Raw genomic sequence first — 14,858 nt, forward strand, 5'->3', positions numbered from 1 at the left:
AAGGTAGCGTTATGACCTCTGTAACCGATCCACCCAATGCCTTAGCTCCTTTCCCTTTCCCGGATCATACTCAACTTCCTGAGTCCAATGGTACTTTTGTGAAAAATTGGCAAGAGCATCCCCAAAGCCTCCTACTAACTGACTCTATTACACCCCTCCTCAAGCAATTAAATCCTGAAGGTGAATACTGTATAGGGCAAGACTTAGGGATTTACTGGCGGTTGACCGATCCCCTTGAAAAAGGCGCGGAAGCACCAGATTGGTTTTATGTCCCGAATGTACCATTTTTGCTCAATGGACAAACCCGACGTTCTTATGTGATGTGGCGAGAGTTTATTGCCCCGTTGATAGTCTTAGAATTTGTCTCTGGGGACGGAAGTGAAGAACGAGATAAAACTCCTTTGAAGGGTAAATTTTGGATTTATGAGCAAGTCATTCGTCCTGCCTTCTACGGCATTTATGAAGCGAGTAAAGCCAGCCTAGAAGTTTATCATCTAATTGAAGGACAGTATCAGATTTTACCAGCAAATGAACGAGGACATTATCCTATAGTTGCTTTGGGTGTTGAATTAGGCTTATGGCAGGGAAAATATCAGAATGTGGAATTACCCTGGTTGCGTTGGTGGGATTTACAAGGGAATTTGTTGTTGAGTGGCGATGAAAGAGCCGAACAAGAATCCCAAAGAGCAGAACAAGAATCCCAAAGAGCCGAACAAGAATCCCAAAGAGCCAATCGCCTAGCTGCCCAATTGCGATCGCTCGGCGTTGAACCAGAAATCTAATACCGTACTACAAACTACGAATTACGTTAGCGACGCAGAAGCCTCATTACGAATTACGAATTACGTAGCTTGCTTCTCGCCTTTGGCGAGTATTACGAATTACGAATTAAAAAAGGGCTGGTGTAAAAGAGTCATCTGTGGCTTAATTTGTTTAGACACAAATTTTACTGCTAGCAGGGTAATCACGATGACAAATAGACCTCCTTCCGAACCGGAGTCATCCCCAAAAACGGCCCTTGGCTTTGATGAATTTATAGCCATTTTGGTTGCCTTCACCACTATCGGAGCGATTCTTTTTTGGTCATTGTCCCGCAGAGATTCTAGCTGGAACTTAAACGGATTGCTGTTGCCTTCCTCCACTCTATCTCCTAGCGTTCAACCAAATCAAGTATTGCCCTCTCCTACTGGCAAGGTAGAACCTTATACAGTCCCCAACAACGTTTTGCCCTATTCTTCACCTGAAGCTGTTGTTGAACCCAAGACACCTTCATTCCCAACTAACAGCGCAACTCCTTACCGCGCAACGTTACCATCTATTCTGGTAATCCCAACTCAATCCCCACAACCACAAAGACCTATATCTCCTGCAACAGAACTTGAGTCATCACTCAAATCATCAGCGTTGCCTTTAGTAACTCCGGCAAAACCAAAATCAATCATTCCGCCGCCAATTGCATTTAACGATGTGCCTAATGACTTTTGGGATAGGCGTTTTATAGACGTTCTTTCTGCCCGTGGGATTCTCAAAGGGTTTCCTGATTATTCTTTTAGACCAAATCAGCCTGTAAACCGCGCTGAATTTGCTGCCATACTAGAAAAAGCTTTTGACCAAGAACCATCTAAGACTGCGATCGCATTTCAAGATGTACCAACAAAATTCTGGGCAACTTCAGCAATTGACCAAGCTATCAGTGCGGGTTTTCTCAAGGGCTACCCGAAAAAAACCTTTAAACCCCAACAAAATATTTCACGAGTGCAAGTTTTAGTTGCCCTTGTTAGTGGGTTGAATTTGAAAGCACCCACTTCCCCAAATCAGATTATCAGTTTCTATAAAGATGCTAAAGATATTCCACCTTATGCTATCGGCAAAATTGCTGCCGCTACAACTAATGGTCTGGTAGTTAACTACCCAAATCCCCAAGTCCTCGATCCCAACAAAGTAGCTAGTCGGGCGGAAGTGGCGGCGATGATTCATCAAGCTTTAGTCAAACGGGGCAAACTAGCGGCAATTACATCTCCGAATATAGTGCATAGGGCTAGCCCACCGCAGGCATCGCCCAATATATCTCCAGAACTTCCACAGACTCCAAAACCAAACCCAAAAGTTAAATTACCCAGCGGAGGTTCGCCTCAACAATAATTACTAATTCGTAATTAAACCAAGGATCGCAGGAAGCGACTTCTACGGGTACTAGCATTATGGGTGTAGTCTTAATATTACAAATTGTTAAAGATTTCGTCAGGAACTTTGAGAAAAGACTGGACACCGACTTCCGGCGTCCAGTCTTTGGGGATTTGGAATTAGAGTGTACTTCTACAAAGAGCAAGGCTGGGCGTAGCGTCTCATAGAGAAGCGTTGAAGTAGGCAGCTATGCTGGAGGTTTTATTAAGAAGGGGATTCAAACCCTCCTTAATAAGCAACCCCAAATTTTCTTGTTTTGTGAGGGTTCTTAAACCCAAGACCCATTTGGTCACGGCAGGAAACAGTGTTTCGACTCCCAACTCTTGGAGAGGCTGCGCCCGAAGCGTAGCTATGCCGCAGGCTTTATGACTACCAAGAGGGCAAGTCGCTCAACAATCGGGCAGTTTTCCTCCAGCAAGAACTGCCTTCCTTGATGATTAGATATTAAGCTTCTGGAATTTGTTTGCCGACAACTTGTGATTTAAGAGTGGTGATTTCACTCGTTAACTCTTTCCTGGTTGAGGCTTTGAGTAAATAACGGTAAACAAACCAGGCAGAGTAACCAATACCGATCAGCTCAAAAGTAGGTGCTACCAAAGGGATATCATTCAAAGCATCTAATATTGCCAAGAGTACTTTAACGGCAACAATTGATCCTACAATCAAACCAACTGTTACCAGGGGTTGCTTATATTGATTAAAGAAGCTTCCCAGATAATCTGGTAATGTTGCTAAAAAGGTAGAAATTTGCTCCCCGTATTTTAGCCATTCGTCTTGAGACTGTGCCGGAGGCTGGAGTTTGGTGATGGTTCCCGTTTGGCTGTTGATCTCTGCCACTGTAGTTTCTTTAGATGGGGTTTCGGTAAATTCTTGTTCTGGCATTTTCACTCCTATTAATTTGACAGTTGAGTTTTTCTAATCTGGATAATTACAACCAAAAGATTGTTGATTAGGTAATGTACTTGTGAATCAGTACAATTTGGTGAAAGGCACAAAAAGATTTTAGTGTCCTATAACCATAGTTGCCCATACTATCTACTGCATCAACTACAAGATAGACAGTCAGTAGGAGGATAAAACTCAGAAGGCAGCAGGATGTATTATAATCAACTTCCTGAGTTCTATTTTTGGAATCAACTGGAATCCTCAGGTTGTGATTATCCCATTCCGTGTCATTTGCTCATAATCGTACTAAATCTAAGTACAAATTATGCAAAAATCACTCCACTTCTCATTTATATAAGCCTAGAAGCCGATTTTATCCGATATTAAAGCTATCTTAAGCCGCGTTCGTCAATTCACGCATTCGTATTGATATTAATACGTAATAAAAATTTTTGCGCGTTCATATAGACTAGACTTTTAACCTGTTTTATGGTATGTGTGCCAAGAATGTGGGGGCAGGGGGCAGAGGAGCAGAGGGAGAATAACTCCTAACTCATTCTCATTACTCATTACTCAGCACTCCTAACGCCCCATGCCCAATCCCCAATGCCCAATGCCCAATCCCCAATGCCCAACAAGTATAAAACCTTTTGTTTTTTTCCTGATTGTATTAATTTTATAAGGAAGCAGTAAGGTAGAGTAGTGGCTTAAGCGATCGCAAGAACTCATTGCTTGCTATCAACTGCATATTGTGGAAAGTAGTGTAGTAGTAAGGAGAAGACGCTCTCAGGTGGGTCTTTGGTGGAGGAAATTATATCGTCGATCCTAAAAAAAGTCAGTTATTTTAAACTAGTAATTATACTTAGATAAATAGTTGGAAAAGTTACTTATATAATTTAAGGTGGTACTAATTATCTAGCAAGCAATGATTTGCTCTTGCGATAAAAGAAGATAATGTAGATGTTAATGACTAATTAAGGTATTTTGACAATCTAAACTAATTTGATTATTTTTGCGGGAAGGCAAGGAGGTTTGAGAAATGCCGACTCAAAAGCCAACCCCTATCTACAGCAGTTCAGAAAGCAAAAAAGTGTCAGCCGAAGAGCCATCGACAGACGAACTCCCAACTATAGAATTTCCTTCACGAGGGAAACTCAAAGCTAGTTCTTGGCGTATCCATCAAAAAATTGGTTATGGGTACTTTGTAGCTATTGGAATTGGCTTTTTTGGCTCACTGACTGGGTTAGTGATTGCTAATTACTACCGAGGAAGGGAAGTTAGACAATTCAATCAAGCTTATGAACAAGGACAACTACTGAGTAATTATAAAGATGCAGTAGTAGGGGCGCAATTACATAGTTATAACCTAGTTGCTGTATTAGAAAATTCACAACAACTGCAAAGCAAAAAAGCTGATTTTCTGGAAAATGTTGAAAAAGCCAAGCAACTAGAGTCAAAAATTGGCGGATTTATCGATAGTAAACCTAAAAGACTAGCAGCAACAAGTTCAACTTTACAGACATTATTGCTGGATTATAAGACTAATTTAAAAGCCTACGTTGACCAAATCGAGGTCGTCTTACAGAAAATTGACTCCCCAAAAGTGCAGCCTCAGAAAATTTCTTCGGCCCGATGGCAGTTATTAACAATAATGCGTGGTGAAACAGCCATGCGCCTAGACCAGCTTTCTCAAAGCTTGACTAACATCCTGCAAACTGCCCAAGATCAAGAGCAAGAAAGACAAAATGCCGTTGAGCAGGCGAGAATAGTTGAGCGATTGATCGTGATCGTGAGTATGCTGGTTTCGGTAGCGATCGCAGCGATTGTAGCTTGGCGTACTAGTCGAGCGATCGCTGAACCAGTTATCACTGTAACCCAAGTAGCTGAACAAGTTGCAAGGAAACATAATTTTGATTTGCGAGCGCCTGTTACCACTGAAGATGAAATTGGGCTACTTGCCAAATCTCTAAATCGTCTGATTGAGCGCGTATCTGAGCGAACAAAAGAACTACAACAAGCTAAAGAATTAGCCGAAGCTGCTAGCAAAGCAAAAAGCATATTTTTGGCCAATGTCAGCCACGAATTACGCACACCGTTAAATGCTGTCATTGGCTTAAGCCAACTACTAGAAGACGACGCTACCGATCTTGGTTTATCGCCAGACTTTATCACCGACTTAGAAACAATTAACGCTGCTGGTAAGCATCTACTGCACTTGATTAACGAAATCCTCGACTTGTCAAAAATTGAAGCGGGGAAAATGACCCTGTATCCTGAGACATTCGAGATTGCCACGCTGATTCATAACGTTGTTCTCACAGTCAAACCAGCTATAGAAAAAAATGCCAATATTTTAGAAGTCAATTTTGATGAGCAACTTGGCACAATGTACGCCGATCAAACTAGGATGCGGCAGGTATTGTTAAACTTACTCAGCAACGCCAGTAAATTTACTACAAACGGCAAGGTAACGCTGACAGTCAACATAGAAAAGGATGAATTTCGACCGGAAGCTCCTTTGGGCAGCATTATTTTCACCGTTACCGACACAGGTATCGGTATGTCTAACCGTCAACAGCAGCAGTTATTTCAACCTTTTACCCAAGGTGATACTTCAACGACGAAAAAGTATGGAGGTACAGGACTGGGTTTGGCAATTAGCCGCCACTTTTGTCAGATGATGGGTGGTGAAATTATTGTCAAAAGTCAGCCAGGAATTGGTTCTACTTTCACTATTCGTCTGCCAATGACTGTGCAGGATTGAATGGGGCATTGGGGATTGGGCATTGGACATTGGGGATTGGGCATGGAAAAGAGACAAGGTAGACAAGGAAGAGGGGGAAGACTTGGGAGAGATTTGTTCAATAATTCCCCCTTGTCTCCCTTGTCCCCCTGCTCCCTGCTCCCTGCTCCCTTGCTCCCTGCTCCCTGCTCCCTTGCTCCCTGCTCCCTGCTCCCTGCTCCCTGCTCCCCTGCTCCCTGCTCCCGTTTCCCCTGAATTAAGTAATGATACTCACCCTCCCTGTATCCAAGTCGTAACGTCCTCCGACAATTTTCAATTTGCCTGACTCCACCTGCTCAGTTAAAAGCTTTGAGCGCTTCAATCGTTCAATTTGATATTGCACGTTTGCCACCACAGCATTTTCAACTGCATCGCCCGACTGATCTTTGACCTTTTCCACTGCTGGCTTAATTGCCTTCACAAAAGTACTAATATCACCGAGTAACGATTCGTTTTGGACAGCTGCGGTTACTGCGCCACAACGCTCATGACCCATCACCATCAGCAGTGGAGAACCTAATAAGACAACTGCATATTCAATACTGCCGATCGCTTCATGTGTGGCAATATTTCCGGCAATCCGAACATCAAAAATGTCTCCAATGCCTTGATCGAAAACAATTTCTGCGGGTACTCGTGAATCCGCACAACTAAGAATAGTTGCAAATGGATGTTGAGCTTGAGCAACTTCGTGCAGCCGCAGCTCAGATTGATCGGGGTATTGGGGATGATGAGCGACAAAGCGCTGATTTCCGTCAATCAGCTTTTGCAATGCTGCATCGGGACTGAGAGATTCAGGGGAAGTTGAGGGAATTTCGGCAGCTTTAGCCTGTTCTACCCGCCAAAGTAAATCGCTGGCAGATAGCATCATCCCACACGCCCCGGTCATTCCTAACTTCAAAAAGTCACGACGTTCTATGAAATGCTTCATTGAATTTATCACTCTCTTAAGTAAGTCGGCGGGAAAAAATCAAATTATATGAAGAAAAATTAACTAGCCTACAACCCTCTTTCCTCCTGCCTCCAGCAAGAACTGCCTTCTGCTTTATCCCAACTACAAATATTTACGCCAACCTACTTACATCGACGCAACACATCTGACAGAGCGAATCTCCATTACATCGGAAACGTAACAAGTACCTCCGAACTTATTAAGGACTGGTTTGATATTTTCGACAACACGCTTGAGTTGTTCTGGCATACAAAACGCGAGGATGTAAACATTATCAAGCATGGTCATGTCTAAATCTTCTGTCGTTCCTCGTAATCCTTTACCAACAACATTTCGGATTACGGCATGGTTATGTACACCCGACTTGTCTAAATTATCTAAAATTTTGGCAAGCTCAAAGGAGTTAGCGATAATTTCTATCTTTTTAACTACGTGCATATTATTACCTCCAAAATAGGTTAATTCCGTAGAGATATAACGGAATTCCCACAATAATATTGAACGGGAATGTTACTGCTAAAGCGGTTGAAACATACAGGCTGGGATTTGCTTCGGGAACAGTCATCCGCATAGCCGCAGGGACAGCGATGTAAGAAGCACTGGCACACAATACAGCGAACAACAGCGAATCTCCGCGAGGCATACCGATAAATTTGGCGATCGCTAATCCAATTCCTGCATTGAGTATTGGAATTAGTATGGCAAATAAAATCAGGAAAACTCCGGTTTTTTGCAAGTCTTTAATTCTTCTGGCAGCTACTAGTCCCATATCTAGTAAAAAGAAGGTAAGAATGCCATAAAACAATCCTTGAGTAAAGGGTTCTAATACGTGCCAACCACGTTCTCCTGTCAAGACGCCGATTAAGAGGCTACCGACTAGTAGAAAAACTGAACTATTAAGAAATGCTTCTTGCAAAACTTCCGACCAAGCAAATTCTCGCTTTTCATCGGCGGTGAATATACTTACCAAGATCAGACCTACAATGATCGCCGGAGATTCCATCAGGGCCAGAGCTGCTACCATATAACCATCATACTGAATACCAAGCTCAGTGAGAAAAGCGCCAGCAGTGATGAAAGTGACGGCACTGATAGAACCATAGGTTGCTGCGATCGCCGCAGCATCGTAAGTATCCAGTTTCCACTTCAGGATAAAAAAGGTGTAAATTGGAACAACACAAGCCATCAACATTGCTGCCAGGAGTGTTAAAATTACTTCCTGATTCAGTCCGCTTTTGATTAGTTCTACTCCTCCTTTAAAACCAATAGCAAACAGCAAATACAACGAAAGCAGTTTGGGTACTGGTGGGGGAATTTCCAAATCAGACTTGACAAAAATAGCAGTCATGCCTAAAAAGAAAAACAGAATTGGCGGATTCAAAATGTTGGATACAACTAAGCTAAAATCCATATCCACCCCTCTTTATACTTGTGAAACCTACAATTCAAGAAATTTTTCATCTTTAAAAATTTAACGGTTCAATGATGATGTATCTGGTATTGTTACCTAATGTAAATTGGGTACTCAAAGAGTGAATAGTCTTATTGGTGACTATACTTTCAGTTAGGTATTACAGTGTTTTTCAAGCAAATAAACCACGGTCTAGGAAACATTGTCATGTCCCCACAAAAACGTATTGGGGCAATTTATTAATTTAATTGCCCCTACTGTTGACAACAGAACAAGTTAGAGCTTGCTCACGATGTTTTGATGTTTGATTCCCCGTGGCTGATTTTACGACACAACGCACCGGAATAACTAGTGGCTAAGTTTTCTACGTAGAAAAATTAACGTATTGTTATGGCAATTATGAATTGCCCCGACAATGTTGTGGTCGATGTTTCGCGGATTTTTGGCATAAATCCGATAAAGATGATACCTGACAATCTTTGTTGACCAAGTTTCGTTAGGATGTTGTAATCTGGGCAATAGCGACTTTCTATTGATGTGACCCCAGGCGTAGGCGTAGCCCGCACTTCGGCTGCGCTCAGTGACCGTCGGAGACATCGCTTTTTCACATCTATGACAACAACCATCGACTTTCTCAGTCACCTTAACCCCAGCCAACGTCAAGCCGTCGAACATTACTGTGGCCCGTTGCTAGTTGTTGCTGGCGCAGGTTCCGGTAAAACACGAGCGCTGACTTATCGCATTGCAAATCTAATTCTGAAACACCGCGTCGATCCAGAAAATATCCTGGCGGTTACTTTTACGAATAAAGCCGCGCGGGAAATGAAAGAACGGATTCAACGCTTGTTTGCCGAACAACTGGCGATGAAACAACACGGTCAGCGATTGGATTTGTTGACAGAATACCAACAAACGCTACTGCGATCGCAAGTTTACAAAGATACGATTAAAGACTTATGGTGTGGCACTTTCCACAGTCTCTTTTCTCGCATTCTCCGCTTTGATATTGAAAAATACGTAGACGAAAAAGGACGCAAGTGGAATCGCAATTTTTCTATCTTTGATGAATCAGATGTAATAAGTCTAATCAAAGAAATCGTTAACAAAGAACTAAATTTAGACGATAAGAAGTTTGATGCTCGCTCTGTCCGCTACGCTATTAGTAACGCCAAAAACCAAGGCTTTTCACCCCAAGAATTTGAAAACGAGCAACCCAATTATCGCGGCCGGGTGATTGCTGATGTTTATAATCGCTATCAAAATAAATTAGCAGAAAATAACGCTTTGGATTTTGACGATCTAATTCTCGTACCTACTAGATTATTTCAACAAAATGAACAAGTATTAGGTTATTGGCATCGTAAGTTTCGCCATATTCTCGTAGATGAATATCAAGATACTAACCGAACTCAATATCAACTTATTCATTTATTGGTAACTAATGGTGAAACCAAAAAAAGTGAATGGAAATGGGAAAATCGCTCAGTTTTTGTAGTTGGTGATGCAGACCAATCTATTTACAGTTTTCGCATGGCAGATTTCACCATTTTGCTGGAATTCCAAAATAACTTTGGTGATGGTTTAGCAGATGATGATACCCGCACAATGGTAAAACTTGAGGAAAATTATCGCTCTTGTGAAAATATTCTGCAAGCAGCTAACGAACTGATTGAAAATAACACCCAACGAATTGATAAAATTCTCAAACCGACGCGGGGACCGGGCGAGCAAATTTATTCTCATAAAGCGGATAATGAACTAGAAGAAGCTGACTTTGTAATTCATCAAATTCGCACTTTAGAACAGAAAAATCCTGAATTAAATTGGGGTAGTTTTGCCATACTTTATCGGACAAATGCCCAATCTCGTCCTTTTGAAGAATTGCTAGTTAAATTTCAAATTCCTTACACAGTTGTAGGGGGAATGAGATTTTACGATCGCAAAGAAATTAAAGATGTAGTTGCTTATTTAAGAGCGATCGCTAACCCAGCTGATACAGTCAGTTTATTACGAGTCATCAATACTCCCCGGCGGGGAATTGGCAAAACCACTATTGACGCTTTGGTAAACGCCTCTCAACAACTAGGGACAACTTTGTGGGAAATACTTAGCGATGAAACATCAGTTAATACACTAGCTGGACGGGCAACAAAAGCTGTAAATAACTTTGCCGCAATGATTAGCCGTTGGCAAGGACAAGTCGCTACGCTTCCGGTGACAGAGGTTTTGCAAGGAATATTAGAAGACTCTGGTTATGTTCAAGACTTGATGAATCAAGGCACAGATGAAGCCACAGATCGGGTACAAAACGTTCAGGAACTTTACAACGCCGCACTGCAATTTCAAGAAGAAAACGAAGAAATTTCCCTGCGAGATTTTTTAAGTAGTGCTGCCCTCAGTTCGGATTTGGATAACTTAAAAGAAGGGCAGACAGCCGTTTCTTTGATGACTTTGCACGCTTCCAAAGGTTTGGAGTTTCCCGTAGTGTTTTTAGTAGGATTAGAACAAGGGCTATTTCCCGGCTACCGTTCGCTGTCCGATCCGGCATCTTTGGAAGAAGAACGCCGCCTGTGTTATGTGGGGATTACTCGCGCCCAAGAAAGGTTATATTTGTCACACGCGCGGGAACGGCGTTTGTATGGTTCGCGCGAACCTGCGGTGCGATCGCAATTTCTCGACGAATTACCAGAAGAATTATTAACTACTCAACGTCTAAGTCGTCAAAGTTATACCAAAAGTGCCTCTATTTCTAATGGAAAGCAAGACACGAAGCAGAATTGGCAAGTAGGCGATCGGGTATTACATAAAATCTTTGGTCTTGGTGAAATCACTCATGTTTTTCCAAGGGGTAATAATCTTTCTGTAGCGATTAAGTTTGCTAGTATTGTTTCACCAAAAATTATTGACCCCAGAGTAGCGCAGTTGCAACGAGTAGAGTAAGAGGTTTCTAAACGACCAAATAGACTGACTATACTTTGATGGTGTGTTGCTACAGAACAAGCTGTGTCAACTACAGAAGAAGCATTTATAACTCCAGAACATGCTGTACTAACTAAAACTTGTTCATTTGTAGCTCCAGAACGTGCCGGACTAACTAAAACTTGTTCATTAATAAGTTAGGAAGAAGTTTTATTAACTAAAGCTCCTATTTTACTTATCATTTTTGGACTTTTGATAACTAATCATTAATTTTCTTCAATCCAAATTTAGTTTTATTTATATATAACGAGTTATTTGTAACTAAAACACCAACATTTATAAATTGAGCTTAAGTTGTATTAACTCTAGCTTCTTCTAAACTTATCAAAGGATGAGTTTTTGTAGCTTAATTGTTTTTCATATTTCAATTTCTTCAAAATGTTCAACAGTAGGAAATGGCTCATAAAAATGATGCAGAAGTTTTTTCCACTCTTGATACTCAGCAGAACTTCTAAATCCTACAGTATGAGATTCTAAAGTTTCCCACCTGACAAGTAATAAGTATTTACCTTGAACTTCTATACATTTATGCAATTCATGAGATAAATATCCGTCCATTAAGGAAATAACTTTAGAAGCTTTTTTGAAAGCAGCTTCAAAATCTGATTCCAAACCAGGTTTAACATGAAGCATAACTGCCTCAAGAATCATAAAGTTTTTCGGTTATAATTAAAATAATATTATATAATATCAATTTACTATTCCCGAAGTACATAGCCCACACCACGCACCGTATGAATCAAGCGTTTTTCATTATTTTCCTCTAGTTTTAAACGCAAGTAGCGGATGTATACTTCGATGATATTGGAATTACCCATAAAGTCGTAACCCCAAACTTTTTGTAGAATTTGGTCTTTAGTAAATACCTGACGGGGATGTGAGAGTATATATTCCAATAAGTCGAACTCTTTAGCGGTTAACTCAATTGCCCGCTTACCCCGGTAAACTTGGCGAGTCCGGTGATTTAAACTCAAGTCTTCAAACTGAAAAATATCTTGATCTGTTTCTTGAGTGCGGCGTAGATGAGCGCGGATTCTAGCTAGCAGTTCCTCTATACTAAATGGTTTGACTACATAATCATCAGCTCCTGCATCCAAACCTGCCACGCGATCGTTAACTTCATCTTTTGCTGTCAGTAAAATTACTGGTATTGAGATACCAGTTGCCCTCAACCTACGACAGATTTCCAAGCCTGACAGCCCTGGAAGCATCCAATCAAGAATGACTAAATCTGGCGATAACTCCCGTGCTAACGTTAAACCAGCAATGCCATCATGTGCCACGCTTATATTGTAACCTTCGCTACTTAGTTCTAGTTCGACAAATCGCGCTAGTTTAACTTCATCTTCAACCAAGAGGATATTTGCTGTCATATTTGTGATTTTAAAGTGTACAGAGTGACAATCAAAGTGTTTACTTTAACCTGACTTTGACTAGCTATGTAAGTAGAGTGATGGTAAACACACTCCCTTCTCCTAATTTTGATTGCACAGATACACTACCCCCCATACCCTCTACAAGTGTTTTAACAATGGATAAACCCAAACCACAACCGCCAGTCGCATGAGAGCGGGATTCACCTACGCGGTAAAATCGCTCGAAAATCCGTGTTTGGTGTTGTAATGGAATACCATAACCTTTATCACAAACTTGAATAATCGCTTTGTCATGAAACTGATTTAACTTTAAAATTATTGGCGTGCTAGCTTCAGAATACTTAATAGCGTTATCAATCAAATTGAGCAATATTTGTTTAAAACGGCTGTAGTCTATTTTAACTTCGATGGGATAAGTTGTTGACTCGATTGTAATTAAGCGATCGCTATATTTTTGCGCCATCACTACGACTTCTTCAACTAAGTCATTCAAGACATAAGATTTCATCTGAAAATTCAAATAACCACTATCTGCTCGTGCTAAATCAAGTAAATCTTGTAGCAAGCGAATGGTACGCTCAGCTTCTGAGGCAGCAGTTTCTAAAGCTTCTTGTTGAATTTCGGTTAAGTTATTCTGCCGTCGCAAAACGCTTTGTAAGTAACCATGTACAATCGTTAATGGTGTGCGTAACTCATGAGAAACATTACTTACAAATTCTCGTTCTTGCTCCCAAGATTGTGAAAGACGCGATAACAACATGGTTAAAGTTTGAGCTAATTCTTTGACTTCGCTGGGTGCATTATCAACATATAGTTGTGCTTGTCCTAAATCTTCTATAGAAATGACAGAAGTCATTTGACTTAGCTGGCGCAGTGGTTGCAGAGAGCGCTTAATATAAAATGCACTTATAGTTATTATTACAATAATTGCCAAAATACAGCTAATATTCAAACTTTGCAGCATTGCCATAAACATTGTCTGTTCGCGAGTAATATCATGCACTACAAATAGCTTACCCAGATACTTACCCTGCACTTGCAAAAGACCACTACTGATAACAAAGTACCTTTGATTAACTTTGTAAATTTGTGGTTTAATCTGTATATTACTAAGAGACATTAACTCAGTCACCGTAGAGTTAGATAACAAATCCAAAGTAGCTGATTTTATCAAAATTTTATTATCAGGACTTTTTAACCATAAAAATAGGTTAGTACTTGCTAAGTTATTAATAGCTTTTTGCAATCCAGTTTCTGGTTGCATCATTTCACTGTAAAGTTGCACATCACGCGGCAACCGCTCAGTGATTTCTTCTATATTATGTTTACGACTATCAATCAAAATTTGCTGCATTTTCCAACTAGTCCATGCAGCAAAACTACCTAATATTAAAGTTGAAAATGTAGCAAGACCAATAGTTAGCCGTAATTGTAATGAAAAAGGATCAAGATTTATCCAAACCTTTGTGGGTTGCTTCACTTTTAGTTTTGTCTAGAGTATTGATAATATTGTTATTCATTATTGATTTTTAGGTAGAGATTGTGGCTGAACTATACAAGGTTTAACATCACATTTTTGCTCATAAAGCATATTGATATAGCGTTCTTGCCAAGTGAGGGGAACTTCTAACAATGCTCGTGTTCCTGTTATCCCCTGCCCGATAAATAGTAATAGAGCAAGGGAACTAATAGTAATGTGAACCTTGCGCCAGCGATTGGTCTTATCTTTATAAATTTCTGGCAAAATAGAGAGTGAAATAATCATCAGCAGAGCAGAGGTTAGCCCATAATAATAGTGGGAGATATACCATTGGTCAGTTTTGCGGTAGATACCATCTTGACATCCAAGCACCACTAATGCCATTCCTGTGAGAGTTGCAAATATGGCACGCCAGTTTTTCTGTTTTGCCTGATAGAGGAAATACAGAGAAGCGATCGCAGCTACAAACAATAATCCGAGAAAGACTACCTTAAATGGTGCTTTCATCCACAGTTGATTATCTAAAATATTACCAAAAATATCGTAGGCAAACGCTATTAAAACAATACCTACAACTGCTCCCGTTAGCCAGCGCCCCAACTGGGTATGCTCTTGTCCTACAGTGGCGGGAATTTTACTCTTACCTATGGCTAAAGTTTGCAATCGGCGTTGACGGACTTGTAAAGCGCGGTTGATAATGACGCCAATTAAGGGAAATACTACTAATACAGCGATCGCTGGATGTAACAACAAGATAGCATCTCTAAATTCCATATCTGACCTCTCATCAAAAGTTACAAATTAGTTTT

General features: G+C 40.7%; 13 protein-coding genes. 4 read left to right on the plus strand and 9 right to left on the minus strand.

Features of this window, described 5'->3' with window-relative positions; all coding sequences use genetic code 11:
* Positions 1 to 11: 11 nt before the first annotated feature.
* Positions 12 to 782, plus strand: coding sequence for a Uma2 family endonuclease (locus ACR5KR_RS30485; protein WP_448269121.1), 771 nt, complete (start codon positions 12 to 14; stop codon positions 780 to 782).
* Between the two features lie 187 nt (positions 783 to 969).
* Positions 970 to 2,142 (plus strand): S-layer homology domain-containing protein, encoded by a 1,173-nt coding sequence (locus ACR5KR_RS30490; protein ID WP_448269122.1) that lies wholly within the window; start codon positions 970 to 972, stop codon positions 2,140 to 2,142.
* Positions 2,143 to 2,628: 486 nt separating this feature from the next.
* Here the strand turns inward: ACR5KR_RS30490 and ACR5KR_RS30495 are convergent, their stop codons facing one another.
* Positions 2,629 to 3,066, minus strand: a complete 438-nt coding sequence (locus ACR5KR_RS30495) for a CAAD domain-containing protein (RefSeq protein ID WP_445628915.1) — start codon at positions 3,064 to 3,066, stop codon at positions 2,629 to 2,631.
* A gap of 1,042 nt (positions 3,067 to 4,108) precedes the next feature.
* On the opposite strand from ACR5KR_RS30495, the gene ACR5KR_RS30500 reads away from it, so the two are divergent.
* Positions 4,109 to 5,833, plus strand: a complete 1,725-nt coding sequence (locus ACR5KR_RS30500; protein WP_448269123.1) for an ATP-binding protein — start codon at positions 4,109 to 4,111, stop codon at positions 5,831 to 5,833.
* Between the two features lie 235 nt (positions 5,834 to 6,068).
* On the opposite strand, the gene ACR5KR_RS30505 is transcribed toward ACR5KR_RS30500, so the two are convergent.
* From ACR5KR_RS30505 to ACR5KR_RS30520, 4 genes are all read right to left on the minus strand, one after another.
* Complete coding sequence (locus tag ACR5KR_RS30505; protein WP_445628917.1) at positions 6,069 to 6,782, minus strand: carbonic anhydrase; 714 nt, start codon at positions 6,780 to 6,782, stop codon at positions 6,069 to 6,071.
* Between the two features lie 147 nt (positions 6,783 to 6,929).
* Positions 6,930 to 7,241 (minus strand): P-II family nitrogen regulator, encoded by a 312-nt coding sequence (locus ACR5KR_RS30510; RefSeq protein ID WP_322695628.1) that lies wholly within the window; start codon positions 7,239 to 7,241, stop codon positions 6,930 to 6,932.
* Between the two features lie 4 nt (positions 7,242 to 7,245).
* Complete coding sequence (locus ACR5KR_RS30515) at positions 7,246 to 8,214, minus strand: sodium-dependent bicarbonate transport family permease (RefSeq protein ID WP_445628918.1); 969 nt, start codon at positions 8,212 to 8,214, stop codon at positions 7,246 to 7,248.
* Between the two features lie 348 nt (positions 8,215 to 8,562).
* Positions 8,563 to 8,811 carry a hypothetical protein gene (locus ACR5KR_RS30520; RefSeq protein WP_445628919.1) on the minus strand — a complete coding sequence of 83 codons (249 nt, stop codon included), beginning with the start codon at positions 8,809 to 8,811 and terminating at the stop codon, positions 8,563 to 8,565.
* A 15-nt stretch (positions 8,812 to 8,826) separates the two neighbouring features.
* On the opposite strand from ACR5KR_RS30520, the gene pcrA reads away from it, so the two are divergent.
* Positions 8,827 to 11,154 carry a DNA helicase PcrA gene (pcrA, locus tag ACR5KR_RS30525; RefSeq protein WP_448269124.1) on the plus strand — a complete coding sequence of 776 codons (2,328 nt, stop codon included), beginning with the start codon at positions 8,827 to 8,829 and terminating at the stop codon, positions 11,152 to 11,154.
* Positions 11,155 to 11,550: 396 nt separating this feature from the next.
* Here pcrA and ACR5KR_RS30530 read toward each other — a convergent pair whose 3' ends face one another.
* The 4 genes from ACR5KR_RS30530 to ACR5KR_RS30545 form a co-directional block, all read right to left on the minus strand.
* Positions 11,551 to 11,844 carry an antibiotic biosynthesis monooxygenase family protein gene (locus tag ACR5KR_RS30530; RefSeq protein WP_448269125.1) on the minus strand — a complete coding sequence of 98 codons (294 nt, stop codon included), beginning with the start codon at positions 11,842 to 11,844 and terminating at the stop codon, positions 11,551 to 11,553.
* A 47-nt stretch (positions 11,845 to 11,891) separates the two neighbouring features.
* On the minus strand, positions 11,892 to 12,566 hold the full coding sequence (locus ACR5KR_RS30535) for a response regulator transcription factor (protein WP_196527737.1): 675 nt from the start codon (positions 12,564 to 12,566) through the stop codon (positions 11,892 to 11,894).
* A 64-nt stretch (positions 12,567 to 12,630) separates the two neighbouring features.
* A complete protein-coding gene (locus ACR5KR_RS30540; protein WP_448269126.1) occupies positions 12,631 to 14,049 on the minus strand; it encodes a sensor histidine kinase in 1,419 nt (472 codons plus the stop codon).
* 39 nt (positions 14,050 to 14,088) lie between these two features.
* Positions 14,089 to 14,823, minus strand: a complete 735-nt coding sequence (locus tag ACR5KR_RS30545; RefSeq protein ID WP_448269127.1) for a DUF4079 domain-containing protein — start codon at positions 14,821 to 14,823, stop codon at positions 14,089 to 14,091.
* Positions 14,824 to 14,858: the final 35 nt, after the last annotated feature.

The organism is Nostoc sp. DSM 114159, from assembly GCF_053470285.1.

Bases quoted from the DNA above. Each gene is read 5' to 3' on its own strand.
- ACR5KR_RS30495 (WP_445628915.1), bottom strand. From the start codon at position 3,066: ATGCCAGAACAAGAATTTACCGAAACCCCATCTAAAGAAACTACAGTG.
- ACR5KR_RS30535 (WP_196527737.1), bottom strand. From the start codon at position 12,566: ATGACAGCAAATATCCTCTTGGTTGAAGATGAAGTTAAACTAGCGCGA.
- pcrA (WP_448269124.1), top strand. From the start codon at position 8,827: ATGACAACAACCATCGACTTTCTCAGTCACCTTAACCCCAGCCAACGT.
- ACR5KR_RS30505 (WP_445628917.1), bottom strand. From the start codon at position 6,782: ATGAAGCATTTCATAGAACGTCGTGACTTTTTGAAGTTAGGAATGACC.
- ACR5KR_RS30530 (WP_448269125.1), bottom strand. From the start codon at position 11,844: ATGATTCTTGAGGCAGTTATGCTTCATGTTAAACCTGGTTTGGAATCA.
- ACR5KR_RS30520 (WP_445628919.1), bottom strand. From the start codon at position 8,811: ATGTCTCCGACGGTCACTGAGCGCAGCCGAAGTGCGGGCTACGCCTAC.
- ACR5KR_RS30485 (WP_448269121.1), top strand. From the start codon at position 12: ATGACCTCTGTAACCGATCCACCCAATGCCTTAGCTCCTTTCCCTTTC.
- ACR5KR_RS30515 (WP_445628918.1), bottom strand. From the start codon at position 8,214: ATGGATTTTAGCTTAGTTGTATCCAACATTTTGAATCCGCCAATTCTG.
- ACR5KR_RS30510 (WP_322695628.1), bottom strand. From the start codon at position 7,241: ATGCACGTAGTTAAAAAGATAGAAATTATCGCTAACTCCTTTGAGCTT.
- ACR5KR_RS30490 (WP_448269122.1), top strand. From the start codon at position 970: ATGACAAATAGACCTCCTTCCGAACCGGAGTCATCCCCAAAAACGGCC.
- ACR5KR_RS30545 (WP_448269127.1), bottom strand. From the start codon at position 14,823: ATGGAATTTAGAGATGCTATCTTGTTGTTACATCCAGCGATCGCTGTA.
- ACR5KR_RS30500 (WP_448269123.1), top strand. From the start codon at position 4,109: ATGCCGACTCAAAAGCCAACCCCTATCTACAGCAGTTCAGAAAGCAAA.